Annotated in this window: 21 protein-coding genes; 2 read left to right on the plus strand and 19 right to left on the minus strand. The window is 71.0% G+C overall.

All coding sequences use genetic code 11. The annotated features are described in order from the left end of the window. Nucleotides 1-77: 77 nt before the first annotated feature. From WME73_RS42120 to WME73_RS42135, 4 genes are all read right to left on the minus strand, one after another. Nucleotides 78-1,814: an ABC transporter substrate-binding protein gene (locus tag WME73_RS42120; protein WP_437741915.1), complete on the minus strand. Its 1,737-nt coding sequence runs from the start codon at nt 1,812-1,814 to the stop codon at nt 78-80. 305 nt (nt 1,815-2,119) lie between these two features. Then, entirely contained in the window at nt 2,120-3,910 is a 1,791-nt protein-coding gene (locus WME73_RS42125; protein ID WP_437913269.1) for an acyl-CoA mutase large subunit family protein, read from the minus strand. A gap of 81 nt (nt 3,911-3,991) precedes the next feature. Continuing rightward, entirely contained in the window at nt 3,992-4,498 is a 507-nt protein-coding gene (locus WME73_RS42130) for a hypothetical protein (protein WP_437913271.1), read from the minus strand. Between the two features lie 59 nt (nt 4,499-4,557). Then, nucleotides 4,558-6,624, minus strand: coding sequence for an OmpA family protein (locus WME73_RS42135; protein WP_437741918.1), 2,067 nt, complete (start codon nt 6,622-6,624; stop codon nt 4,558-4,560). Nucleotides 6,625-7,491: 867 nt separating this feature from the next. Between WME73_RS42135 and WME73_RS42140 the strand changes: the two genes are divergently transcribed. Further along, nucleotides 7,492-7,599: a hypothetical protein gene (locus WME73_RS42140; protein ID WP_437917498.1), complete on the plus strand. Its 108-nt coding sequence runs from the start codon at nt 7,492-7,494 to the stop codon at nt 7,597-7,599. A gap of 28 nt (nt 7,600-7,627) precedes the next feature. Here WME73_RS42140 and WME73_RS42145 read toward each other — a convergent pair whose 3' ends face one another. The 15 genes from WME73_RS42145 to WME73_RS42215 all read right to left on the minus strand — a co-directional run bounded on the left by WME73_RS42145 (nt 7,628) and on the right by WME73_RS42215 (nt 23,848). Then, nucleotides 7,628-7,885: a BolA/IbaG family iron-sulfur metabolism protein gene (locus tag WME73_RS42145; protein WP_437277255.1), complete on the minus strand. Its 258-nt coding sequence runs from the start codon at nt 7,883-7,885 to the stop codon at nt 7,628-7,630. 124 nt (nt 7,886-8,009) lie between these two features. After that, nucleotides 8,010-9,191 carry a thiolase family protein gene (locus tag WME73_RS42150; RefSeq protein WP_437913274.1) on the minus strand — a complete coding sequence of 394 codons (1,182 nt, stop codon included), beginning with the start codon at nt 9,189-9,191 and terminating at the stop codon, nt 8,010-8,012. A 9-nt stretch (nt 9,192-9,200) separates the two neighbouring features. After that, on the minus strand, nt 9,201-11,582 hold the full coding sequence (locus WME73_RS42155; RefSeq protein WP_437913276.1) for a 3-hydroxyacyl-CoA dehydrogenase/enoyl-CoA hydratase family protein: 2,382 nt from the start codon (nt 11,580-11,582) through the stop codon (nt 9,201-9,203). Nucleotides 11,583-12,151: 569 nt separating this feature from the next. Beyond that, nucleotides 12,152-12,427: a hypothetical protein gene (locus WME73_RS42160; RefSeq protein WP_437325399.1), complete on the minus strand. Its 276-nt coding sequence runs from the start codon at nt 12,425-12,427 to the stop codon at nt 12,152-12,154. Between the two features lie 311 nt (nt 12,428-12,738). Continuing rightward, nucleotides 12,739-13,212 carry a hypothetical protein gene (locus tag WME73_RS42165; protein WP_437913278.1) on the minus strand — a complete coding sequence of 158 codons (474 nt, stop codon included), beginning with the start codon at nt 13,210-13,212 and terminating at the stop codon, nt 12,739-12,741. Nucleotides 13,213-13,807: 595 nt separating this feature from the next. Next, on the minus strand, nt 13,808-14,884 hold the full coding sequence (locus WME73_RS42170; RefSeq protein ID WP_437913280.1) for a helix-turn-helix transcriptional regulator: 1,077 nt from the start codon (nt 14,882-14,884) through the stop codon (nt 13,808-13,810). 4 nt (nt 14,885-14,888) lie between these two features. Then, a complete protein-coding gene (locus WME73_RS42175) occupies nt 14,889-15,665 on the minus strand; it encodes a PP2C family protein-serine/threonine phosphatase (protein WP_437913282.1) in 777 nt (258 codons plus the stop codon). 245 nt (nt 15,666-15,910) lie between these two features. Further along, nucleotides 15,911-16,324: a PEGA domain-containing protein gene (locus WME73_RS42180; protein WP_437913284.1), complete on the minus strand. Its 414-nt coding sequence runs from the start codon at nt 16,322-16,324 to the stop codon at nt 15,911-15,913. A gap of 353 nt (nt 16,325-16,677) precedes the next feature. Beyond that, complete coding sequence (locus WME73_RS42185) at nt 16,678-18,246, minus strand: PGRS family protein (RefSeq protein ID WP_437913286.1); 1,569 nt, start codon at nt 18,244-18,246, stop codon at nt 16,678-16,680. 35 nt (nt 18,247-18,281) lie between these two features. Beyond that, entirely contained in the window at nt 18,282-19,202 is a 921-nt protein-coding gene (locus WME73_RS42190; RefSeq protein ID WP_437913288.1) for a PEGA domain-containing protein, read from the minus strand. A gap of 114 nt (nt 19,203-19,316) precedes the next feature. Next, nucleotides 19,317-20,321, minus strand: a complete 1,005-nt coding sequence (locus WME73_RS42195; RefSeq protein ID WP_437913290.1) for a hypothetical protein — start codon at nt 20,319-20,321, stop codon at nt 19,317-19,319. A gap of 120 nt (nt 20,322-20,441) precedes the next feature. Continuing rightward, complete coding sequence (locus WME73_RS42200; RefSeq protein ID WP_437913292.1) at nt 20,442-21,149, minus strand: sigma-70 family RNA polymerase sigma factor; 708 nt, start codon at nt 21,147-21,149, stop codon at nt 20,442-20,444. Continuing rightward, entirely contained in the window at nt 21,142-21,405 is a 264-nt protein-coding gene (locus WME73_RS42205) for a hypothetical protein (protein WP_437913293.1), read from the minus strand. Before WME73_RS42205 ends, WME73_RS42200 begins: the two co-directional genes overlap by 8 nt. 35 nt (nt 21,406-21,440) lie before the next feature. Continuing rightward, complete coding sequence (locus tag WME73_RS42210; protein ID WP_437913294.1) at nt 21,441-23,381, minus strand: protein kinase domain-containing protein; 1,941 nt, start codon at nt 23,379-23,381, stop codon at nt 21,441-21,443. After that, nucleotides 23,378-23,848 carry a hypothetical protein gene (locus WME73_RS42215; RefSeq protein ID WP_437913295.1) on the minus strand — a complete coding sequence of 157 codons (471 nt, stop codon included), beginning with the start codon at nt 23,846-23,848 and terminating at the stop codon, nt 23,378-23,380. Before WME73_RS42215 ends, WME73_RS42210 begins: the two co-directional genes overlap by 4 nt. Nucleotides 23,849-24,601: 753 nt before the next feature. Between WME73_RS42215 and WME73_RS42220 the strand changes: the two genes are divergently transcribed. Then, nucleotides 24,602-25,387, plus strand: a complete 786-nt coding sequence (locus WME73_RS42220) for a hypothetical protein (protein ID WP_437913296.1) — start codon at nt 24,602-24,604, stop codon at nt 25,385-25,387. The last annotated feature ends 372 nt before the right edge of the window (nt 25,388-25,759 follow it).

A 25,759-nucleotide genomic window follows, 5' to 3' on the forward strand; every position in this document is an offset into this window, starting at 1 on the left:
AGAAAAGAGAGAGAAACGCTGCTAGGCGAGAACACACACACTGCGCGCCGGACGCCCGGCGCGCAGCGCAGGAGCCGTCACTTCGGCTTGATCTCGGTCAGGACGAGCAGGTAATCCGGCGAGTTGTTCGGCGACAGCTTCGCGTACGGGTTCTCCTTGCTGGGCCACCCGACGAAGCGCTTCGTGCTGTACTCGCCCCAGGACGGGTTCTTGAACAGCGGGATGACCGGCACCTGCGTGGCGTAGATCATCTGCAGCTCCTCGACGATGCTCTTCTGTTCCGCCGGATCCGTCGCGGCCGCGAACTTCTTGAACAGCGGCTCGGCCTCCTTGGCGGAGAAGCGGTGCCAGTTGCGGTTCGAGACCTCGCCGACGGCCTTCACGAACTCCGGGGCCATGAGATCGCGGTAGTAGTTGAACGGCGTGGGCTCGGTGTTGGTCCAGCCCATCGACATGTCGAACGTGCCCTTCTGGAGCGCCTCGAAGAACGCGCTGAAGTCGTACGTCTTCAGCGTGGCCTCGATGCCGACGGCCTTCAGGCTCTGCGTGGTGATCTGGACCGCGCGCACCCAGTCGGACCAGCCGGTCACGACGTTGATGTCGAACTTCAGCGGCTTGCCGTCCTTCGCGCGGATGCCGTCGGCGCCCTTGGCGTAGCCGGCCTCGTCGAGGAGGGCGTTCGCCTTGGCCACGTCGAAGGTCGTCCAGTCGCCGGCCGCGGCGGCCTTGTCGCTGCGCCAGCGCCCGTAGGCGTCGTCGAGCCCGGTCCCGTCCGCGCCGACCGTGTAGCCGTTGACCGCGACCTTCGCGATCTGGGCGCGGTCGATGGCCATGCTGATGGCCTTGCGCAGCTTGATGTCGTTGAACGGCTTCTTCGTGGCGTTCGGGTAGAGCGTCACGGTGCCGCCGACGAGCGGGAACCAGTAATGGTTGTTCTCCGGGTCCTTGGCGACGTAGGTCTTGTCAATGTCGGGCACGAAGTTGCCGGCCCAGTCGACCTCGCCGTTGATGAGCGCCAGGTTCGCCTGGTCGTTGCCCGGGTACGCCGGGAAGCGGAGCCCCTCGACCGCCGGCTTGCCCTTCTGCCAGTAGTTCGGGTTCTTGCCGAGCTCGTAGATCTGGTTCTGGAAGGTCTTCACCTCGGTGAAGGGCCCCGTCGCGACCGGGTTCTCGTTCGTGAACGTGACCGGGTCGGCCACGTCCTTCCACTTGTGCTCCGGCACGATCGGCTGATGGCCGATGTAGGTGAGGCCGGGGACGAACGCCTCCTTGAAGATGAACTCGACCGTGCTGTCGCTCTTGGCCTCGACCGACTCGACGAGCTTCCACACGCCCGTGAGATCGAGCGCCGGGAACTTCTTGAGGAGCCCGAACGTGAACGCGACGTCCTTCGCCGAGAAGGGTTGTCCGTCAGACCACTTGACTTCGGGACGGGTCGTGAAGGTGAGCTTCTTGTTCGCGTCGCTCCACTCGTACTTCGTGGCGAGCCACGGGACGTACTCGCCCTTCATCGTGTTGTACACGATCATGGGCTCGTAGATGCCCGCGACGGTGGGGAAGCGCGTGGCCCCCTCGCCGAGAAGGGGGTTGAAGTTGCGCACCCAGGACGCCTGCTGCTCCCTGGAGATGGTGACGAACTTCGCGCCGCCCTTCGCATCACCCTTCGCAGCGGGACCGGCTGCAGCCCCGGCCGAGCCCGCGGGCGCCGTGCCACCGGACTCGGACCCCTTGTTGTCGCAGGCCGCCGTGGCGCCGACGGATAGGACGAGCGCCGAAAGGGCAAAAATGCGGCGCGACATGGATCGACTCTTCATAAGCTTGCTCCCTACGCGGCGACCTCGGTCGCCCACGACGATCCTCTCACTCGACCGACAGCTCGCAGCGCCGCAGCGCAGCGACAACAGCAGACCGTACGGCGGCGCCACGGATGAGCCGCGACTGCGGCGACCTGACGCCGGCGCACTCTACCGGCCGAGGTAGAGAAGTGTCAACCTGACGAATCGAGGGATTCCCCGGCCACCGCGCCGCCCGCGACCTGATCGGATGCGCACGCCGGGGCCGCAGCGCACCGCAGCAAGCCGCGCGCGCGCTCGCTTTCATCCCGCGCGTTCCCGCGCGCTCAGAACTCGGCCGGATCGCTGTAGGTCCCCAGGACGTCGCGCAGCACGTCGCAGATCTCCTGCTCGGTCGCGTACGCGCTGGCCGCCGCGATGAGGGGCGGCATCAGGTTGTCACGGCCGCGCGCGGCGCTCCTCACGTCGGCCAGGGCGCGCCGCACCCGGTCCTGATCGCGCTGGGCCTTGACCCGGGCCAGGTTCTCGCACTGAACGCGCTGCACCCCCTCGTCGATCCGGAGGAGGGGGATCGTCTTCTCGCCCACGGCGGCGTAGCGGTTGACGCCCACAGTGATCCGCTCGTTCGATTCCAGCTCTCGCTGAAACCTGTAGGCCGATGCGGCGATCTCGCGCTGCGGATACCCCTTCTCGATGGCGGCCACCATCCCGCCCATCTCGTCGATCCGCTGGATGTACTCGAGGGCCTCCTTTTCCAGGCGGTCCGTGAGCCACTCCACATAATAGCTCCCGCCGAGCGGATCGATGGTGTTCGCGACCCCGCTCTCGTGGGCGATGATCTGCTGGGTCCGGAGGGCGATGGTCACGCTCTCCTCGGTCGGGAGCGCGTACGTCTCGTCGAGCGAGTTCGTGTGGAGCGACTGGGTGCCGCCGAGCACGGCGGCGAGCGCCTGGAGCGAGACGCGGACCACGTTGTTGTACGGCTGCTGCGCCGTCAGCGACACGCCGGCCGTCTGCGCGTGCGTCCGGAGCTTCATGCTCTCGGCCTTCTTCGCCCCGTACCGCACCTTGAGGAACCGCGCCCACATGCGGCGCGCGGCGCGGAACTTCGCGATCTCCTCGAAGAAGTCGCTGTGGACGTCGAAGAAGAACGACAGGCGTGGCGCGAAGGCGTCGACGTCGAGGCCGCGCGCGACGCAGCTCTCGACGTAGGCGAGCCCGTCCGCGAGCGTGAACGCGAGCTCCTGCGCGGCGGTCGAGCCCGCCTCGCGGATGTGGTAGCCGCTGATCGACACCGAGTTCCACCGCGGCACCTCGCGCGCGCAGAACTCGATCATGTCGGTCACGACGCGCATCGCCGGGCGCGGCGGGACGAGCCAGGCGTGCTGGGCGATGAACTCCTTGAGGCAGTCGTTCTGCACGGTGCCGCCGATGCGGCTCCGCGGGATCCCGCGCTTGTCGGCGAGCGCGATATAGAACGCGAGCAGCACGGCGGCGGGGCCGTTGATGGTCATCGACGTCGTCACCTGGTCGAGCGGGATGCCGTCGAAGAGCACCTCCATGTCGCGGAGCGTGTCGACCGCGACACCGCACATCCCCACCTCGCCGAGCGACCGCGGAGAGTCGGAGTCGTAGCCCATGAGGGTCGGGAAATCGAAGGCGGTCGACAGGCCCGTCTGGCCCTCTGCGAGCAGGTACTTGAATCGCGCGTTCGTCTGCTCCGGCGTGCCGAAGCCCGCGAACATCCGCATGGTCCAGAGCCTGCCGCGGTACATCGTCGGCTGGACGCCCCGCGTGAACGGGTACTCCCCGGGCAGCCCGAGATCCGCCGCGTGGTCGACCGGCGCGTCGGCCGGGGTCGCGAGGTCGGGGACGTCGATGCCGCTCCACGTGGTGAAGCGCTCGCTCCGCGGCGGGAAGCGCGCCGACGCCTCGGCGACCGGGCCCGCGCGCCACGCGGCCACCGCGCGCCGGAGCGCCGCGAGCCCTGCCTCGTCGAGCGCGAGCCCCTCTCCGCCCCCGCCGTTCGTGGAACGGAGCGCGTCGGCGTTTTCCGGGGACCCGACCGCGCGGTCCGCCGCGGTCTCCGGAGGGGGGGTGATCTCTCGATGCGCCATGGCCGGCATTTTAGCGCGGCGCGCGCGCGATGACGCCGGGCAACGCCGACGAACGCGCCGGGGCGGCGGGCGTGCGCCGCATCACGGGCAGTCCGCGTGGAACACCGCCGAAGCGACCGGCGTCGCCCCGTCTTCCAGCGAGTCCTCGATCGCGCCCGTGATGCGGATCCCCTCCGCGGCGCAGAGCGCCGCCGCGGCGTCGGCCGGGAGCGTCCCGCCCTGAGCGCCGGTATCGACGGTGAACGCCACGGCGACGTCGCTGTCCGGAGCGACCTCGACCGGCAGCGCCGCCGTGGTCTCGACGAGGAGCGGCTCGACGATCGAGGTCTTCTGATCGGCGCTCGTGATCGCGAAGGTGCGCACCGCGACGCGGCTGGGCCCGCTGGCCCGCGCGCCCAGGTGCAGCTCCAGCGCGAAGCTCGCGGTCAGGCCGGGCCCGAGCGCATTCGCTGAGACGGTCGCCTCGGGCGCCGCGATGGACGGCTCGACGAACACGGCCGCGTCGGTGTTGATGCAGCCGCTCGCCATCGTGGCGAGCGCCGCGGCGGCGAGCGTGGTGGCGGCGGAGCGCCTGGCGCGGGCCTTCATGGGCTCACTCTCTCCCGGCCCGACCGGTCCTGTCCAGATCGGCGGCGCCGCAGTTCTGCTCAGGGCGGCGGCGGGTTGACGCCCTTGGAGCGGGCCAGGGCGCAGCCGAGCTCCACGTTGGTCGGCCCCTTGTCGGTCCGCACGACCTTGAACTCGACGCGCCGGTTCTTCTCCCAGGCGGCCGCGTTGTGGGCCGGATCGATCGGGCAGTACTCGCCGTAGCCCATCGAGCGAACGCTGTTCTTGTTGACGCCGCGCTGCGCGAGCGCCGCGGCGACCGCGTCCGCGCGGGCCTGGGTCAGCTTGAGGTTGTACGCGTCGGCCGAGCGCTCGTCGGCGTGCCCCTGCACCTCGATCATCGTGAACTCCGGGTGGTGCTTCAGCGTCTCGGCCACCGCCTGCACGATGCCGAACGACTCCGGGAGGATCTCGGCGCTGCCGGTCGCGAACTGGATCTTCTCGAGGATGACGATGTTGTTCTCCTCGATCACGACGCTGCCCTTGTCCGGGCACCCGTCCTCGTCCTCGAGGCCGTTGAACGTCTCCGGATCGTTCGGGCACTTGTCGGCCACGTCCGGGATGCCGTCCCTGTCGTTGTCGGGCTCCGGGCACCCGTCCTCGTCCTCGAAGTCGTCCCTGTCCTCGGGGTCGTTCGGGCACTGGTCGGACTTGTCGGGGATGCCGTCCTTGTCGTTGTCCGGATCCGGGCAGCCGTCCTTGTCCTGGAAGCCGTCGCGGTCCTCCGGGTCGTCCGGGCACTTGTCGCGCGAGTCGAGGATGCCGTCGCCGTCGCGATCGCCGTCGCTCCCCTCCGGGCACCCGTCGTCGTCCTCGTCGCCGTCGCGGTCCTCCGGGTTGTTCGGGCAGCGGTCGTCGACGTCGAGGATGCCGTCCTCGTCGTTGTCCGGATCCGGGCAGCCGTACTTCCCGGGGGGCGAGTCCGCCTTCGTGTCCTGGAAGCCGTCGTAGTCCTCGGGCTCGTCGGGGCAGTCGTCCTGATCGTCCTTGATGCCGTCGCCGTCCCGATCGCCGATCGACGGCTCGAAGACGAACCCGATGGTCCCGCGCTGCGCCGCGGCCTGGAACCCGGGGACGTACCCGACCCCGAAGCCGAGCATGAGGAAGCTGTTCCGCTCGATGAAGAGCTTGATGCCCCCGATCGCCTCGGCCGACAGCTTCTGCTCGGCGCTGTCGCCGCCGCCGACCTGCTGGGTCAGGTAGGTCTCGACCACGAGGTCGAGCGGCGTGAGGACGCGGTAGCTCATGCCGGCCCCGGCGGTGATCAGGTCGGAGTACTCGAGGTCCCCGTGCTCGAGCTGGAAGGTCGCGCCGTCCTGGCGCAGGCCGAACACCGGGTTCTTCCCGGCGTGGCCGCGGTAGCCGACGTTCGCCGCGATCCGGAACGGGTTGGTCGTGCCGAGCCGCTTCTCAAGGACGAGCTGCGGCCAGAAGAAGAACCCCGGATCCGACGCGAAGTCCTGGCTCCCGCCGACGCCGATCCCGGCCTGGGCGATCACCGCGAGCCCGATCACGTCCTGATCGGGGCGGAGAATGCGCGCTTTCGCGTGGACGGCCAGGTTGCCGAGCGCCTGCGCGTCGAGCGAGTCGTCGTTGTAGTTGGCGCTGCCGCCCGGGCCGATGTCGTCGACCGGCTTGCCCCCGTTGAGCACCACCGGGACCGAGAGCCCGACGACCAGGAAGTTGGCGATGCCGTAATCGAACTGGAACGTCCCCTGGAACGCGTGATTGAGCATCACCTCCGTTCCCCGGTCGTTCTCGGTGAGCGGCAGGATGTTGTGCCCGTAATCGAGCACGAGCCCCAGGCTGATGTCGTTCGCGCCGAGGATGTCCGCCCCGTTGACGGAGAAGAGCCCCTTGGAGTCGACCGCCGGCCGGAACAGGTGCAGGTCCATGCCGTCGCCGTTGGCGCCGTCTCCCGTGCGCGTCTGGGCCGCGGCGTCGCCCGCGGTGGCGGCGGTCATCGCGGCGCCGAGGACGAAGGAGAGCAGCCCGGCGCCCAGGCGGGAGGCTCGGCCGGGGCGCGCCTGGGCCGGGAGCCGGGCGTCGTTCGCCCCAGGAGCGCCTGGGAGCGGTTCGGCGGGGAGCAACGGGGAACGAGGCGTCATGGGAGGGTCCTCGGGGTCGTGTGAGGTCGCTATCGGGCGAGCGCGTGGGGCGCCCGGCGCCACGTACCACCGCGCGAATTCCGGTGTCAAACAGACGACGCGGCCAGCTCGCGGCGCGAGCGATCGCGGCGCCCGTTTGGACGTGCCACGCGACCTGCCACGCGGCCTGCCACGCGACCCGCCGCGCGCCCGGCGCCGGGCGCTCAGCCCGGGAGCGGCGCGCGCCCGCCGCTCCCGCGCGAGGGCCCGCGATCCGCCGGAATCATGAGTTGATGCGCGCTGATGGGCGCCGGCGGGCCGCGCGGCCGAACGCCGGGACGTCCGGGTAGGGCGAAGTTGTCCGGACGATCGGAGCGGAGTATTCCGTGGAAGGTTGGGGCAACAGGTGCTCGGTGCGCGCTCGAGGGTCGAGGGGAGGCCCCCGTCGCTCGCGGACCTCGCTCCTGGAGGAACACATGCTGTTGACGAGATGGACTGGGGCGGCCGCGGTGATCGCGGCCACGGCGCTGCTCGCGTGCGAACGGGAAGGCGCGAGCGACGGCGACGGCGGTGGCGGCGGGTCCGGATCGAGCACGAGCGGGTCGAGCGCCGTGTCGAGCACGACGACGGCGGGCTCCGGCGGGGCCACGGGCGAGGGCGGCGCAGGCGGCGGCGGCCAGGGCGGCGCAGGCGGCGGCGGCCAGGGCGGCGCAGGCGGCGGCGGCCAGGGCGGCGCAGGCAACGGCGGCGCCGGGGGCGGGGTGTGCGGCGACGGCGCGATGGGCGGCGCCGAGGCCTGCGACGACGGCGGCACCGCGGCAGGAGACGGCTGCGGGCTACCAGTGCACCGGCGAGCCCAGCGCCTGCGCCCCCATCTGCGGCGACAGCATCGAGGCGGGCCCGGAGGAGTGCGACGACGGCAACACCACCGACGGCGACGGCTGCAGCAGCACCTGCCACGACGAGGGCGACCGACGCCCCGCCTCCCACCGCTGATCCACGCCCTGAGCGGGGGCGCCCCCGCTCAGGGTGTCCGGGTTTTTAGGCTGTCGATCGCGTGGACGGGCGCCTGGTCGCCGGCCATGAGGTGGGCGATCGCCCCGTAGACCAGCCGCTGGCTCTCCAGCATGCTCTTGCCGGCGAACACCGGCGAGGTCACGACCAGGTTGAAGTGGCCCCCGCCGCCGGTCACCTCGGCGGTGGAGCCCTCGATCTTCTCTTCGATGGCCCGCTTCAGGGCCTCGGGGATCGACCCCTGAAAGGTCGTCAAGTGGCTCGGCATGGGCGCTCTATAGGCCATCGCCCCGCCGCGGGAAAGCCGGAGCGCGAGGCTCGGGCCGCGGCGGGGCGCGATGTCGACGGGATCGACGCGACGGGACGGGAGAGGCGGGATCGGCGCGGCGGGGTCAGGCGCGCGCGGTCGCGCCGGCCAGCTCGATGAGGCCGGCCGCGCCCATGCCGCCGCCGATGCACATCGTCACGACGGCGTACCGGCCGCCGCGCCGGCGCAGCTCGTAGAGGGCGGTCGCGGTGAGCTTCGCGCCGGTGCACCCGAGCGGGTGGCCGAGCGCGATCGCGCCGCCGTTCACGTTGAGCTTCTCCTCGGGGATCTCGAGCGTCCGCTGCACGTAGACGGCCTGCGAGGCGAACGCCTCGTTGACCTCGAAGAGGTCGATGTCGGCCATCTTCAGCCCCGTCCTCGCGAGCAGCTTGCGCACCGCGGGCACCGGGCCGATGCCCATGATGGCGGGGTCGACGCCGACGGTCACGAACGCCCGGAAGTACCCGAGCGGCTTCACCCCGAGCGCGTCCGCCTTCGCCTTGCTCATCACGAGCGCCGCGGCGGCGCCGTCCGACAGCGGCGAGCTGTTGCCCGGCGTGACGCTCCCCTTCGCCGAGAACGCCGGCTTCAGCCCCGCGAGCGCCTCCGCCGTCGTCTCCTTGCGGATCAGCTCGTCGGAGCGGAAATCGAAGGTCGCGCGCTTGCCGTTCTCGAAGCGCACCCCCTTCACGGTGACGATCTCGTCCTCGAAGCGCCCGGCCGCGCGCGCCCCCGCCGCCTTCTGGTGGCTCTTCAGCGCGAACGCGTCCTGGTCGGCGCGGCTCACCTGGAAGCGGTTCGCCACGTTCTCCGCGGTGATGCCCATCGGCGTGTACACCGTCGGGCACCGCTCCATCGCCTCCGGCGACGCGCTCAGCTTGTTGCCGGTCATCGGCACCATCGTCATCGACTCGACGCCGCCGGCGACGGCGATGTCGAGCGATCCCATCGCGATGCTGCCCGCCGCGCTCGCGATCGCCTGGAGCCCGCTCGAGCAGAAGCGGTTGATGGTGATCGCGGACCCTTCCTGCGCCATCCCGCCGAGGAGCGAGACGACGCGCGCGATGTTGAGCCCCTGCTCGCCTTCCGGCATGGCGCAGCCGAGGACGAGGTCCTCGACGTCCTCCGGCTTCACCTGGGGGACGCGCTGGAGCAGCGCGGCGACGACCTCGCCGGCGAGCTCGTCGGGGCGCTTCAGCGCGAGCGACCCTTTGTGGGCCCGGCCAACGGCCGAGCGGACGGCCTCTGCAATTACGACGTCGACCATGGCGTTCACCTAGTTCCGGAGGGGCTTGTTGTTCATCAGCATGTACTGCATTCGCTCGGCGCTCTTGGGCTCGCCGCACAGGCTGACGAACGCCTCGCGCTCGAGCTCGAGGATCTCGTCCTCGGTCACCTCGCGCGCCCCGCCGCCAGCGCCGCCGCAGAGCACCTCGGCGAGCTTGCGCGCGATCTTCGCGTCGTGCTCGCTGGCGTGGCCGCCGGCGACGAGCGTGTCGATCATCATCTGCAGCGTCGCGATCCCGCTCTCGCCCGGCAGCTTGTAGGCGCGCGGCACGGGCGCGTGGTACCCGGCCTCGGCCAGCCCGATCGCGCGCGCCTTCGCCTCGTACAGCTGGCGGGCCCTGTCGAACGAGACGCCGTCCGTCTTGCGGAAGAAGCCGAGCGCCTTCGCCTCGTCCGCGCTGGTCGCGACCTTGGCGAGGGCGATGTTCTTGAAGACCTGCGTCACGATGTCGTACGTCGGCACCGTCACGCCCTCGGGGATCCCCTCGAGCGCGCGCCAGAGCATGTTGAGCGTCCCCGCGCCGCCCGGGATCAGGCCGACGCCGACCTCGACGAGCCCCGCGTACGTCTCGGCCGCGGCCTGCACCGCGTCGCAGGCGAAGCAGAGCTCGAGGCCGCCGCCGAGGGTCATCCCGTAGGGCGCGGCCACGACCGGCACGCTCGCGTACTTCAGCCGCTGGGTCGCGTCCTGGTACGCCTTCACCATCTTGCGGATCGCGTCCCAGTCCTTGTTGCCCGCGGCCATGGCCACGAGGAACAGGTTGGCGCCGACGCAGAAGTGCTCGCCCTGGTTCACGACCACGAGCGCGCGGAAGTCCTGCTCGGCCTTCTCGGCGGCGAGCGAGAGCATCCCGATCGAGTCCGGATCGAGGCTGTTCGCCTTGGTCTTGAAGGTGACGCCGAGCACGCCGTCGCCGAGATCCCAGGCCTCGGCGCCGTCGTTGGCGAGCACGGCCTTCGCGCCCCTCGCGGTCGCGCGCGCGCCGGCCAGCGTCACGTTGCGCGGATCGACCTTCTGGGCGACGTACTCCCCCTTGAGCAGATCGAACACCGCCCCGTCGGCGCGGTAGAACGACGTCGCGCCGCTCTGCTTCATGCGGAGGATCGACTCGGGCAGCTTGATGCCGTCCTTCTGCATGCGCTCGACGGTCTCGGCGAAGCCGAGCGCGTCCCAGGTCTGGAACGGCCCGAGCTCCCAGTTGTACCCCCAGCGCATGGCGTCATCGATCGCCACGATGCTGTCGGCGATCTCGCCGACGCGCCGCGCCGTGTACGCGAGCGAGCGGGAGAGCACCTTCCAGGCGAACTGCCCCGCCTTGCCGGGGTCGCTGGCGAGCTTCTTCACGCGCGCGGCGGGATCCTCGATCTTCTCGCACGACCTCGTGGCCTTCTTGATGGCCTCGTCGCCGCCGTGCGGGCGGTACTCGAGCTTCACCGGGTCGAACGTCTCCAGGCCTTCCTTGCCCTTGCGGTAGGAGCCGCCCTTGGTCTTGTCTCCGAGCAGCTTCGCCTCGATCATCTTCCTGACGTAGGCGGGCATCTTGAAGACGTCGCGGTCCTCGTCGCGCTCGAGCGCCGAGTAACAGTTGTCCGCGACGTGGGCGAAGGTGTCGAGCCCGACGATATCGCCTGTCCTGAAGCTCGCGCTCTTCGGGTGGGCCATGGCGACGCCGGTGATGGCGTCGACGTCCTCCGGCGCGAGGCCTTCCTCGACCATGAGGTGGATGGCGGTCAGCATCGCGTGGGTGCCGATGCGATTGCCGACGAAGTTCGGGGTGTCCTTGCCGAAGACGAGGCCCTTTCCGAGCACGTCCTCGCCGAGCTTCCGCACGCGCGCGACGACGGCGGGATCGGTGTCGGGCCCGAGGACGAGCTCGAGGAGCTTCATGTACCGGACCGGGTTGAAGAAGTGCATGACGAGGAATCGCTTGCGGAAGTCCGCGGAGCGCCCTTGCATCATCTCCTCGATGCGCAGCCCGGACGTATTCGACGCCACGATCGCGTCAGGCCGCAAGACCTCTTCGAGCCGCGCGAAGAGGGCGCGCTTCGGCTCGATCTTCTCGATGATCGCCTCGATAACGAGATCGCATTGGGCGAGCTCGGCGAAGTGGTCTTCGGTGTTGCCGGTGCGCACGAGGCGGGCGTTCGACGGGTGGAAGAACGCGGCGGGCCTGGCCTTGAGGGCCTTCTCGAGCCCGCCTGCGGCGAACCTGCTGCGGGCGGCCGGGTCCTTCTTTTCGGCGTCGGTGAGGTTCGGGGGCACGATATCGAGGAGCAGGACCTCGATGCCGGCGTTCGCGAAGTGGGCGGCGATGCCGCTGCCCATGACGCCCGCGCCGATGACGCCCGCGCGGCGGATTGGTTTCGTCATGCAGATCCTCCGAGAGAGATGAATGGGGCGCAAACCATTGACGGAAAGGGCCCCGAGCGCAAGCGTATCCGGGGTGGACGGCCGCGCGGGAGAGCGAGCAAGGTTACGCGTCGCCGTCGAGGGCGCGCGCTGATCGGCGAGGCGCGGCGGGGCGCCGGGCGGACCAGCGCGGGTGTGCGACACCGAGCGACAGCTGCAATGAGAGGCGGCGCACGTGAGACACCGCACGGGCCAGCGCGTGTGTGTGGTGTGAGCGGCAGCTGCGATGAGGGGCGGCGCACCGGAATGAGGGGTGGCGCATCCGGATGAGGGACGGCGCATCCGGAGCGGACGCGGCAGCGTCCTCTGGACTACCGACGACCCGTGCGTTCCAGCGATTGGCCGTCCTCGGTGCGTTTCCGTTTCCGGGAGAGCGGGGGAGATGGGGAGTTGGTTTCTGGGACGACCTGTCCAGGGCGCCCGCCTGCGATGCGGGCGTGCTCAGGCGAGGCCGTCCGGGCGTGCTCAGGTTGGGCCGCGCAGGCGTGCTCAGGTGAGGCCGCGCAGGCGCGTCGGCTGGTGTCGGTCGCTCAGTGCCATGCCTGAGCGGACTGAACTGGCTGTCCGGTGCGGTCGTGCTCGGCGAGGAGGCGCTTCGAGATCTCGACGCACTCGATGCAGGTGGCGAAGCGCGACTTGTGCAGGCACTGGATCCAGGTCGCCGACCCTTGCGCCAGGAACTCCTCCGGATCGAGGTGCTTGCCGCAGGCGACGCAGTGGATGTGCTTGTGCTCGTGGGGCTGCGCCGGGCGCGCGGGCGCGAGCGCCTTCCGCTCGCGCTTGGTCAGTCGCTTCTCTCGCTTCATGGTCTCCTCGATGACGGGTGGCCGCACGGCCTCGTGCGGGCGCGGGTGAAGCTACCACGCGCCGCTTGGCGAGGGTTCCGGACGGCGGCGCGGAGGACGGCGGCGCGGCGGTGCGGGACGGACCTGCGCGACGCCGCCTGCGGACAGCGGCGACGTGGGGGCGTGTGGGTTGACTTCGTCCAGGGGGTGTGCGTAGCGGGCCAGGCTACGGCGTCCCGGGGCTTGCGCTGCGGTCCGGACGGCGCGGCGAGGGCGGCGCGCGGAGTGCCCAGGCAGAGCGCCAAGGACATGGGAGGCAGCGGTCGCAGCGATCACTTCCAGAACTCCCACCATCGCTTGGCGGCTGCCGCCATACGAGCTGACTCCGCGAAGATGACGGAGGGGACACGCTCGACCTCTGGGCCCTCCTCGAAGACCAGCTGTTCGTCGTCCAGACGGTACAGCTGAAATACGTTGTACGACTCCCCCGACACGAGCTCGACCATGACCTGAACCGCGTCGACGTCCTCCAGTGCGCCGCGGGGCCGCACGCGCACGTCCCGGTAGACGGCGGCCGCTCGGAGGTTCTCTGCCACGGCCTTTTGCCTCAGCCGGGTGATGAGCAGGTTCGATCCATCGGAGCCGCCCTGCGCCGCGACCCCGATGTCGTACTTCCCGTTGGGCTGGACCGCGATGAATCCGGGAAGAAACGAGCCCTCTTGAAGAAGCGCACACTTCGCCAAATCGAGCGACCGCTCGACGAGCCGCTGGATCTCGAATCGCTTGGCGTGAGGATCTTTGCTCATGGATCGTGTCTCCTGTCTCCGATGATGGATCCACCTGCCTGCGGATCCGATGGCGCCGCGAGTGAGACGGGCAGGTCGTTACATCATCATGGATACCCAGCAAGAAGAGGGCGCCAGCTCGGAGCGGCGAGAGCACACGGTGCGTCTAGATCACCGACGCGTGTCCCCGCATGCGCCCCCCCAAAAAACATCGGCATAGGGAGAAAAAAAAATCGACGCCACCGAGCAATGAGACCCAAGTGGGTCCTCACCGCCGATTTGACAGTGCGCAGCGCAGGGAAATGCGCGCCGAGCCCTTCGCCGCACGCGACGTTCCAGCGCGCCGGTGTTGCCTTCCGCTCCTTTGACAGCTTGGACACCTACCAAACATTGCATTTCGAGGCTCAATACAAGGCTTTCACGCTCGCTGTCTACGCTTCGCAGCCCGGGGTCTGCCCTCCGGACCACGCAAGACCCGCTTCCGGCTGGGGGCTAGCCTTGGCCGGGGAGGTCCGCAGAACCTCCATGGGTTCCATCGCAAGGTTTCAGCTTTCTACATGAGCTTCCTCCTCGCCCAGGCTTTGCCTGGCGCACCAAAGGCGCAAAACAGATGCTCTCACCCATGGCGCCCTACTCCCGGGAGTGTCGTGTTCAGGGGAGAGCGCTCTGCTTCCTCCCAATCGGACGCACTGGCAGCGCTCGTCCCCCCTTCGTCGGGCTGTAGCGGGAAGCTCGTCAGGGGGGCAGCGCGACGGGCGAGCTCTTCCCCCGTGACGGCACGGACAGGGCGCGGTGGCCGAAGCTGCTGCAGGGGAGGCGGCGGGAGCTTCGCCTGCGGGCTTCTGGCCGCGAGTTCGGGAGGCGGCACCACGGGCGGAGGAGTGTCGAGCGCGCGGGGAGGTATCGGCGGCGGAGTCGGCGACGCCGAGCTCTCACGCTTGGTGACGGGCTCGCCGACCTGGACCACCACGGTATCCTCCGCGTCCGTTCGGCGGTCGTCGTGCAACCGCCACAGGCGCTCCCAGTACCGCGCCGGCGTGCCGGTGAAGGTCTCCAGCTGCCGCGCGAGGCCGGGCGTCATGGGCAGGTCGCTCCTCAGCAGCCGCTCCACCTCCCTCGGTTCCAACCCCGTGCACTCGGCCAGCTTCCTCCTCCACGAAGGCGTCGTCGCGCAGAACGACTCGAGGACCCTTCCCGGCCAGGGGACGGGGCGCCCTCGGGCGTCCGTCAGCTCTGCGAGCGCCGCATCGACGTGACAGTCCAGGAGGCGCCGGTATCGGTCCCGCTCCCCCGCTGCCTGCTCCTTCGCATCGGTGAGGGCTGCCTCCTCTTCATCATGCGCCTGCTCGCGCGCCTCACGAAACCCCCGCTCGCGTCCCAGCGCTTCGCGCGCGGTGACCGCGAAGCCGATCGCGACGCACGCGATCATCGCGAGCCCCAGCGGCGAGACGAGCCACATTGCACCCAGCATGTCCTCCATGTTCCCTCCTGAACCGTGAGCCTTCTTGTCCGGTGCACCGCGGAGCCCGGCCTTGTGCTGCCCGACCCAAGGCATCCCCTCGAGTCCGCCGTTCGTCGCGCCTGCCACAGCGCGCCGTCTCGTCCCGTCTCCCAGCCACTCCAGCACGCACGTCACCGTGCCCGCCGTGCTCGGCTTCTCCTCGTCCACACCCATCTCTGCGCCATCGCTCATCACGTCACCCGCTTCCCAGGCGTGCCAGCACGCACGTCAGGTTGTCCGGTCCGCCGTGCTCGTTCGCGAGGTCGATGAGCAACTCGGCCGCAAAGCCCAGATCTCGATGCGCCCCGAGGATCCCGGCGATGCGCGCCTCGGGCACAGGACCCCAGAGGCCGTCGGAGCAGACGAGGAAGAGGTCGCCCGGCTGGGTCGGCTCGACGCGCGTCTCGATGTTGACGCTTTCGTCGGCCCCGAGCGCGCGGGTGATCGTCCTCGCCCGGTCGCTCAGCGCCTCGACCGCCTCCCGCGCTCCGTCGCCGTCACCGAGCAGCTCTTCCAGCAGCGAGTGATCCCGCGTCAGCCGCTCCAGTCGGCCCCCGCGCATCCGGTAGACGCGCGAGTCGCCGACGTGCGCGATGTACGCCATGCCGGGCCCGAGCAGCACGCCCGCGAAGGTCGTCGCCATGCCGCGCACCGCCTCCTGCAGCTGGCTGGCCTCGTAGATCGCGCGGTTGGCGCGGCGGACGCTCATGACCAGGCGCACTTCGTCCCGGTCGTGCGCGCTGCCCGTGCCGTAGGGCCACGTCTCCTCGAGATCTTCATCCACTTCGAAGCAGCCCTTGACCACCTCGATGGCCATCCGCGACGCGACCTCTCCGGCCGCGTTGCCGCCGAGCCCATCGGCGACCATGAAGAGCCCGAGGCAAGGCAGCGCCGCAAAGCTGTCCTCGTTGTGGCTGCGCCGCCGGCCCACGTCCGAGTGCGCCGCCGCCTCGATGGCGAGCTGTGGATACACCTTCGTCCTCCTCGCGCGCCCGTCTTCGGGACGAGCCGAGCCATGGCGCGCCGCACTCGGCGGCGCGCGTTCCTCTAGATCTGAGAAGGCCCCGCCACGCGCGGCCTTCGCTACGTCGCTACCGCTCCGCTGCCATGGCGGAGCATGGTCTCGCCTCGATCACCTGTCGCGCTCGATCGGCTCTCGCGCGACGCCGCCATGCCTCACGCGCACCGCCTCGGCGCCGCGACGCTGCGCTCACTCCATCAGCGCTCCAACGACTCGACGATGCGGCGCTCCACAGGCAGCGTCTGCTTCTCCGTGCGTCCCTCGTGGGGGAGCACTTCTGTGCGCGACGGACGCAGTTCCACCGTCAGCCCCAGCGTCTCCCCCGCCGTCGTCTCGATGACATGTCGCGTCGGCATGTAGCCCTTGAGGTCCGCCTGGATCACATGCCGACCCGGCTCCAGGAACACCGTGTGCAAGAGCGGGCTTCGCCCCCTCACGCATCCATCGACGGTCATTTGCGCGCCTTCCGGCACGGTCACCAGGTTGAGGATCACCACTCTGGTCAGCATTTCGTCCAGCCTCACCGCGGCCTGCTCCACCAGCGCCGATGTCTCCTGGGACGTCTGCTCCAGCGACGAGGACTGCTGCGTTGGCTCCCTCGGGATGTCCACGCGCCAGCAGCTCGCGCGTCCCTCCTGCGCCGTCCTTTCCTCGGGCGTTTCCTGCAGGGGCGATGACGGGTGCGTTCGCGTCGCCGGGACGTCCGCGGACCGAGCGGCGCATCCGGCGAGGGAAACTCCGGCGGCCACCACGAGGATGGCAAACCGTGGCGCGGAGAGATGAGAGATGCCCACGCTCCGGCGGTGCTCGGCGCCTTGTGCCTGTGCGCGGCCTGGCCGTTCCAGCTCCCGCGCTCCGCGCGGGAGGTGAGGGGATGCCTTGCTGCTCATCGTTCTCATCGCGGCCCTCCGTCCACATGTTGCCGTCGAACCACCGCGCGGTGCTTCCGGTCGCGCCAGAGCGCTCACGGAAGCTCCTGTTCCGCAGCCGCGACGCCCTCAGCTCCGGCGTTGAGCGCCACGTTGTTGCTCCCGCCAAGACCACCGGCCCCCGGGGTACCGGGCGTCAGCATCGTCGTGCCTTCCTGCTTCACCGACTCACCGCGGTAGGCGATCGCGAGCGAGGGCCCACCGAGACCGCCGCCGCCGGGGCCGCCGTTGCCGCCCTGTCCACCCTTGCCGCCATCGCATGCCGCCTTGGATCCACCGACGCCGACGCCGCCCGTGCCGCCGATGCCGCCCAGGCCTCCCGGCTGGAGGTCACCGCCCTTGCCGCCGTTGCCTCCGCGTCCGGCGGTGAGGGTGCAGTCGATGAGGGTGACGCTGGCGTCGACGCTGGCGAGGGCGATGCTGGCGCCGCCAGGGCGGCCGCCCTGCCCGGCCAGGCCACCGCAGCCACCCGCGCCGCCGCTGCCACCGCTCGCTCCCGCTCCGGTCGCGCCGCCGCCGCAGACAGCTCCGCCCTTCGCGCCGCCGCCGCCGCCGCCGCCCTGGCCGGGCGTGCCGGGGGTGCCGTCGCCGCCGGGGACGCCGGTGTAGCCGGGAGCGCTCAGCGTGCCGCGGCCGCTGGCGCCGACGCCGGCGGGGCCGGGGGTGCCGTTGGCGCCGGCGCTGCCACCGCCCTTGGTTGGATCGTTCGGGATGGCACCACAGCTCCAGCTGTCGCTGATCGACGGAGGCTCTCCAGCCCCAGCTTGTCCCTCGACCCCGGTCTGGCCAGCAACGCCTCCTGCCCCGTTGTCGACGTTCCCATTGCCGCCACTGCCGCCGATGGACAGCTCGCTGCCGCACTCGTTGACCACCTGCGCGCCGCCCGGCAGCGTCGCATCGGGCCCCTCCACGTCATCGAGGTCGCTGCACGCATCGACGCCGTTGCTGCCGGCCGGCGCGCGCTCCGGCGCCTCGCTCGGCGCGTCATCGCCGTCGGCGCCATCGACTGCGTTGCCGGCGACGAGGGCGCAGCGCGCGAGCTCTGCGTTGGCGCCGTCGGCGAGCACGGCGATCGACGAGCCGCCCTTGCCCAGCGCGTCGGGCGCGCGGGCCTCGATGTCCTCGAGGCGCGTGGTGCCCTCGCCGCGCGCGAGCGTCAGCGGGATCGCCTCGGCTTCCGGTGCGACGGTGGTCTTGGTCTGCCTGCCGATCCAGGTCCAGCCGTTCGCGCAATCCAGCCCTCCGTAAATGGTCACGCCGGCAGGCACCTCAACCGCCTCGGCGAACTCCTCCGCGCAGGCGTACACGGCGGTGCGGTCGTTCGCTGCCCGCGCGATCGCCTCGCTCAGCGTTTTGACAGGCTCCGCCTTGGTCCCCGCGTTCTTATCGTTACCGCCCGCCGTGACGAACACGCCGCACGTGTCGCTTACGGCCTCCGTGCTCTCGTTCGGCACGCACTCGGCGTGCGGCCCGCTACCGCTGCTCGTCGGACGAAAGTGCTCGCACGTGAGCATCTCCTCGCAGTCTTCCGCGATGTTGCTCCAGAACGGCTCGCACCCGCTGCTCAAGATGACAAGCGCCACGCCGACCAAGCTCCGACGCATTCTCCGCACCCTCATGGCGTCCTCTCGCGAGCCCATCAAAACGCACCGATCACAGTGATCCCCGCACCGTCCGTGCGCACTGCTGGCAGCACGGTCCCCGATGCCATCGCGCTGTCGCGCGGCCACAGCAGGTACGTCACCGCAGCAGCGGCGAGCGCGCCTGACGCGATATACGCGACGCGTGCTCCATTGCCCAATGTGTCGGCACGCGATCCTGCGCTGCGCAACCGATTACACCGGTCAACAAACGAAGCCGAGGGCTCGACGCACTGCCCACCCTCCCGCAAGATTCCCTGCTTCCGATCGTCCTTCTCTGCGACCGCGTCGTTCGACGCCACCGTCAGCCCCACCCCCACGCCGAGCCCGACGACGCTCGCTGCCCCCAGCGCGATCACCGGCACCCAGCTCCGCGCTGCCGGATGCGCCGCGGTCGTCTCCGGTGCCTTCGGCGCCGGTGTGCCCGCCGGTCTCCGCTCCATCGGCATCCTGTGCTCGATCGTGCCACCGGCCGCGAGCTGCACCGTCGTCTTCTTCGTCTCGTAGTCCTCGTGCTCCACCGAGATCGTGTGCGCCCCCGGCTCGACGAACAGCGGATCCGGCAGCGGCATCACCCCCTGCAACGTGTCGTCCACGAACACGCGCGCACCGTCCACGTTCGTGTGCAGCACCAGCGCCCCGACCTTTGCACGCGCTTCTGCGTACGCCGCCTCTCCTTGCGCCCGCTCCTCCGCCGTGCTGGTCGTGTCCTTCTTCAGCTCCCGCACGTACCTCGCCAGATACTCGGCCGCCTCGCGGTACCGGCCCAGGTGGAGCTCGCAGTCGCCTACGTTGCCGTCGATCGTGTAGTGCGGGTGCAGCGCGCGCGCCGCCAGGAACAGCGCGCGTGCGGCTTCCCAGCGCGACTCCGAGGCCGCCTGGACGCCGTTCTGGAACAGCTTTCGTGACTCGTCGGTCATGGCCTCCGTGATGGCTGTGCGCGGCGGAATGGGCGGCTTTGCGAGTACCGACGGGCTCCACGCGAGAGCAACGAGGAGGCTGGCAATGGCTGCGGATGGACGAAGGATCATGGGTCAGTACTTGGGCTTGGGTGCGATGACAGGCGGCTTCGATGTCGACAGAGGTTCGGCTGCTCCAGCCGCAGGACTCGGGACCGGCGCTGGCGCCGGCGCAGCGGACGCGGCCGGCGCAGCGGACGCGGCCGGCGCCTGGGCTGTCGCCTCGGGCGCCGTCGTGGGTGACGCGGGTGGAGGCTGTCGCTCCGGCGCCGGCCTCCGGCGCGCTGCGCCCGCGGCTTCGTTCCGATCCGCGGTCACGACGGGCGCTGCGCGTTCGGCGGGCGGTTCGACGGCCGCTCCGGGTGGCGCGCTCTCGGGCGGGCTCGCCGCGACGGCAGGCACTTCGCTGGCCGTGCTCTCGCCGCGCGGCGCCGCCGCGTCGGCCGTCGCGCTCGCCGCCGCTTCCGGCGTCGACCCCCGCGCCGCGCTCTCCACCGGCGCCTTCTCCTTCGCCCCGCACATCGCGGCGGCCCCGATCCCCGCCGCCAGCGCCAGCACCGCCAGCGCCGTCCCGGCGCGCCGCGCCTTCCCCGGCCTGGTGCCGGTCTCGCCGCCGTCCTTCTCCTCCGCCGCCTCGCTCCTCGGCCGGTGCGCCGACGGCAGCGCGCTCTTGTCGATCACCGCCGCCGCTGCCGCCGCATCCGCCGCCCACGGGCTCCCCCCGGCGCTCTTCTCTGCGCCGCTCTTCCTGCGCGCCGCGCTCTTGCGCGGCACCATCGCCTCCCGCAGCCGCGCCGCCGTGCTCGGCTTCTCCTCGTGGTCCACCCGCACGTTCACGCGCGGCTCTCGTGGCGGCGGCCCTTGCTTCGTCCTCTCCCACGCCGCGTACGCCTTCCAGTACGCCTCCACCTCGTCGCGCAGCTCCGGCTCGATGTAGATCACCCCCGTCCGGAACGCCGGGTGGGACACCAGCTGGTTCGGCGTCGGCGCCGGGCTCGCAGGCGCGCTGACGCTCGGCTCGCTCGCCGCGCCTCCCTCCGCCTCGCGCTCCACGCGCTCCTTCCGGTCCTCGTCCTTCACCGCCTCGCCTCCTGTCCGTGCCGCCGACCCCTCACCGCGATCCATCGTCCCCGCGCGCGCGAATTCTCATCTTTCTCATCGCCCAAAGGCCCATCGCCGATCAACCCGCCCGCCGCCCGCTCACAGCTCGTCCTCGCGCGGCGGCGGCTCGGTCACGCCGGCCGCGCGCAGCAGCTTGCCGAGCCGCACGATCGCCCGGTCGTGGACCCGGTACGCGCCCGGGTGCGGGATCCGGAGCGCGCCGCCGATCTCCGCGAGCGGCCGCCCCTCCACGTAGCGCATCGACAGCACCTCGGCCTCGCGCGGCGTCAGCCGCTCCAGGGTGCGCCGCAGCAGCGCGAGCGCCCGGCCGTGGCGCTCGCGCCGCGACAGCGCCTCCTCCCCGGTCTCCGGCGTCGCCACGCCGGCGGCCGTCGCGAAGACGCTCGCCGCGAGGCCGTCGACATGGTCGAGGAGGCGCTCCTCCGCCTTGCCGTCGACGTCGGTCATCACGTCGCCGTACCGCCGCTGCCGCGCGATGTAGTCGTACCCGCCCTGCAGGCAGAGCGCGACCACCCGGTCCTGCTCCCGCGCCTCCCGGAGGTACCCGTCGAGCATCGCGCCCCGGATGCGGTGCCGCGCGAAGCGCGGGAAGCTGTCGTCCCGCGCCGGATCGTAGGCGAGCGCCGCCTCGATGAGCCCCGCACGGCCGAGCGACATCAGCTCGTCGAACGAGAGGTGCCTTCGCAGCCTCGGCGAAAGCCGGCGCGCCGCGCCGCTCACCTCGTGCAGCGCCGACGCCGCGAGCGCCTGTTGTGCCGGCGTGAGCCTCGCCTCGGGGTCAGCCATCCTCGCCGCCCCCCGCCTTGCGCCGGGGCTCCCCGGCGCCGTCCCGGGCCTCCACGCCGCTCCCGAGCGGCGCCGCGCGAGGCCGCGCGCGCTCCAGGAGGTCCCGCCCGACCTCGTCCTCGGTGAGCGCCTCCACGAGCAGCTCGCGCATGGTCTCGATCACGTCGTGCGACGCGATCCCGCGGTAGCGCGCGAGCGTCCGCTCGACGACCTCGGCGAGGAAGGGATCGGTCGCGCTGGGTTCGTCGTTCGACATGTCTTCGCTCCTTGCTCGTTGCTCTGCACGCACCCTCAAAACTCGGGCTTGTCGCCGAACGGGAGCTCCTCGTGTCGTCTCTCCCGGGGCGGGGCCGGCCTGGCGGGCGCGGGGGCGCGCCCGCGCGAGGGCATCGGGTAGATGTCCTCCTCCTCGCTCGGGTGGGTGTCCTTCTTCTCGTCGCGCCCCTTCGACGTCTTCAGCCAGTCCCACGGGCGCCGCGCGGGCGCGCGCGCCGCCCCCGCGGCCGGACGCGCGCGTGTCGCCGGCGCGCTCGGCTGCGCCGGCGTGCTTGCCTTCGCAGGCGCGCTCGGTCTGGCCGCTATGCCCCTGGATTCGGCGGGAGGTGACGGCGCGGCCTCAGACGCCTCGATGCCGAGGGGTTCGGCTGCGCTCTCCGGCACGCGCGCGTCCGGCGGTGCCCCGGTCTCGCGCGTGACGCGCGTGGCGTGCGGGATGTCAGGACGCGCCGGCGCCGCCTGTGCGCTCGTGACGACCTCGCCGGCAGGCGCGGCCGACGCAGCCCCGCTCTCGGAGGCGGACATCGCCGGACGCTCGCGGCGCATGTGGATGTACAGCGCGGTCGCGGCGCCCGAGATCGGGATCGCCAGCACCGCCGCGGCGGCGCAGCGGCGCAGGAGCTGCGCTCGCCAGCGCCGGTCGGCGACGCGGTCCGTCGCCGGCAGGTCAGGTCCCAGGAGGCTTGTTCCGCCTCCCGGTGACGATCGCACCGTGACCGGCCCGGGGGTCACGAGCAGCGGCCAGCCCGGGTCGGCCGCGGGCGGCGCGCTCGACGGCGGAGGCGACGGCGGGGCTGAAGGCTGCGCCGCCCACGCCGCCGGCACCGCGTCCTCCTCGCGCGCCGCCGGCGCCGCGTCCTCCTCGTGCGCCTCGCTCCCGCCGAGCTCGGCCGAGGCTGCCGGCCCGGGGACGATCACCCGGCTCTCGTCGGGCTGCGGCGCCGCGATGAGCCGCACGGGCGATCGCGGACCGTGGTGCTCCCGCCGAGCCCCCGGCGTTCCCGGGTCCGGCGCCGCGGCGAGCCGCCCGGCGCGCACGTCCGAAAGGTAGCGCTCCCGGAGCTCGCGCAGCGCGCTCGCCGCCGCGCCGGCGTGCCTGAAACGCTGGGCCGGCCGCTTCGACAGGCCGGTCTGGAGCACCGACCAGACGTAGTCCGGGATCGACGGAACGATCTCGTGCACCGGCACCGGCATCCGCAGCATGTGCGCCGCGACGAGCTGGCCCTCGCTGGGCATTCCCGAGAGCCCCCGGCCCGTGGCGAACACGTAACGGCCGGCCAGGAGCTCGTAGATCACCAGCGACAGCGCGTAGACATCGCTCGCCGGTGAGCACGGCTCTCCCCAGCACTCCTCGGGCGCCATGTACGCCGTCGTGCCGAACCGCTGGCCCGGCCGGGTGCTCGGCAGACCGTCGACCCGGATCTTCGCGATGTTCAGGTCGAGCAGCTTCACCTCGCCGTGCCGGTCGACGAACACGTTCTCCGGCTTCACGTCCCGGTGCACGATCCCGAGGTCGTGCGCCGCCGCGAGGCCGTCGGCGATCTCGATCCCGACGTGGAGCGCCCGCGCGATCGGAAGCGGCGACTCCACCTGGCAGATCCGGCGGAGCGGCTGGCCCTCCAGGAGCTCCATGGCGATCCAGACCGTGCCGTCGGGCAGCATGTCGGCGCTGTGCACGGCGACGATGTTCTTGTGCCGCAGCCGGCAGAGCGCGATGGCCTCCTTGCGGGCGCGCTCGCGCACCTGCTCGGTGCTCGCGTAACACGGGAGCAGCAGCTTGAGCGCGACCCGCCGCTGCGTGAACTCGTGGACCGCCTCGTAGACGACGCCGACGCCGCCCGCGCCGATCATCCGCACGAGCCTGTGGCCCGCGACGACGCTCCCCGGAACGTAGATCGCCGGGGGCGAAGGCGTCCCGGCCTCGTCGTCTCGTGCGCTGTGCTCACCCTGACTCATCCCACCCACCACCTCATCAGGAGCGCGCCGACCATACCAAAGAACGCCGCCGTCGCGGCGACGGCGAGCCAGCTCGCCACCCGCGCGGGCGGACGCGCAGCGAGCCCCCGCGCGGAGGGCGCGCGCCCCTCCATCGGACCGGAGCGCGGCGCCCGGCGGACCGGAGGACAGGGCACCTCGATCACGAGAGGTCGCGTCGTGACAGGTCGCGTGACGACCGCCGGTGCGACCGGCACGATCGGCGCGAATGGCAACGGCACCGTGGCCATGGAAGCGGGCGGCGCCTGGGACGGCTGCCAGGGAAGAGGCGAATCCGAGCGAAACGACACAGGAAGCGGCGCGGTCATCAGCGCGGCCGGAGGGGGCTCGACGCGACCCAGCGACCCGGCGGCGCCCTCGCCGGCGCGAAGGGCCTCGTCCAGGGGCACGGTCGCGAGCAGGCATTCGATCGAGCTGCGGGCGGTCACGGCCAGGTTCCTCTCCAGCAAGTACGGGCATGAGCGCAGGCATGAGACGGCGGTGGCGACGGATCCCGGGCGTGACAGCCGAACGGGGTCGTCGCTCCTACCTTCCACGGGCACCATCGACCCTGCGCGACGGATTTCTCAGAAAAGTGATCGATCTCGGGAAAACCATGGCGCCTCCGGATGCGGCTGCGCCCCCCGAGGGCATGGCTGCGCAGGCGGGAGCCGTGGCTGCACGCTCGGGGGCCATGGCTGGGTAGTACTCAAATTTGCCCGAAGAGAGTTCACATGAAGGCGAGAAGATCATTGATCTTTTCTTCCCGCCTTCCCGTCTTCATGTTCAATTTTGAGCACTACCCATGGCTGGAGGGGTGGCTTTCTCCGGCTTGGTCCGCCGCGTGTTATCGCGTGTTATCGAGCGCTCTCGTTGATGGTGCCGGGGCGTCCGGCGCGCAGAGGCGGAGCAGGAGGTCCTCGAGGCCTCGGCGCACGGACGATCGAAAGGCCCCCGTGGCAGGGCGCCGTGCGGGCTTCGCGCCGGGTGGGTCCTCCCGTGCGTCCGACGGGGATCCATGATTGACGCCACGACCGCCAGATCCATGGATCGCTGACCATGCCGAGCCCGTAGAGCAAAATACCGACGGTCGCTCAGCTGCGAGCGCTCAACAATCCTCTTGTAAACACCGAAACTCCCACCGTAACTTCCCTCCTCATTGCCGCCGTCCGGATCCCCCGGTCGGCAGGGAGGAACTCAGCATGGATTATTCAGACGAAGTCCTCGAGGCCACGCCGGAGCGCGTCACCAAGTTCTTGACGGGGATGGGCGCTGTCGCCGCGATTCGCACGTCGATGGCCGCGGCGGGGATGACCGATGACGACATCCTGGAGGGCCGCACGCTGCTCCTCGATGTCCTCGCCGCTCCCCGCAAGGTCGGCGCGCCGCCCGACACCGACGATGCCAGGGCGCAGCGCGCCGCGACGGGGGAGCTCGATCAGTGGGACGAGCCCAACTTCACCCGTTATGGCGCCGCGCTCCGCCGGCGTTTCCCCGATGTGAACGCTTATGTCTTCAAGGACCTCGCGCCCTCCACCGGCACCGCCGCCGTCCAGGGAGTGGCCACCTTCCTCGCAAGGCTCGATGCCCTCGAGAATGGCACCGACCCGGGCCGCGCCGGAACGAAGCAGAGCGACAAGAAGGCAGTCGCTTTCCTCGCGACTCGCAGCCTCGACAAGGCCGAGCGCAAGCGCCTCCAGGGGCTCGTCGACGTCGCGCTCGGCCCGACATCCCCTCTGCCCGAGCGGGCCGAGCTCCCGGAGACGGCGCGCCGGCGCGAAGCGCTCGTGAAGCTGCGCTCCTGGTTCGACGAGTGGTCGACCACGGCCCGCGCCGTCATCAAGAAGCGCGGGTACCTCATCCGCCTCGGCCTCGCGAGCCGCAAGGCGCGCCAGCGCAAGCCCGCCGCCGCGCCGCCCAAGCCCACGGCCACGCCATCCCAGCCGACATCGCCGGACGAAGCGACCCACGAGACCGACGTCGAGTAGCCCGGCTCACAAACCAACGCCTCCGACGCGCCCGTGAGACCTTCCGATGCGCCCCGGAGGTTTCCGACGCGTTCAGAAAGCTTCCGACGCGCTCCGGAGCACGAAATTCCGCATATTTGGCAGCGTCCGCTGCGCCCCCGGCGCCGTCCGACGCGCGCTGGGGGACGAATTTCCCGGCAAATTCCGCGTCGCGCCTCCGCGCCGGAAGCCTCCGGAGCGCGTCGGAGACCTCTGGAGCGCGTCGGAAGCTTTCGTGCCGGCCACGAGCACCTTCGCGAGCGTGACGGATCCCTTCCTGACGCGCGCCCGACGCTTCCCCTCCAGCGGTCACCAACGTGGTCGTGGTCGTCTGAGGATCCCGCACATCTTTTT

The sequence above is a fragment of the Sorangium sp. So ce302 genome, from assembly GCF_051530145.1.
In the GTDB taxonomy this organism is placed as follows: Bacteria; Myxococcota_A; Polyangia; order Polyangiales; family Polyangiaceae; genus Sorangium; species Sorangium cellulosum_B.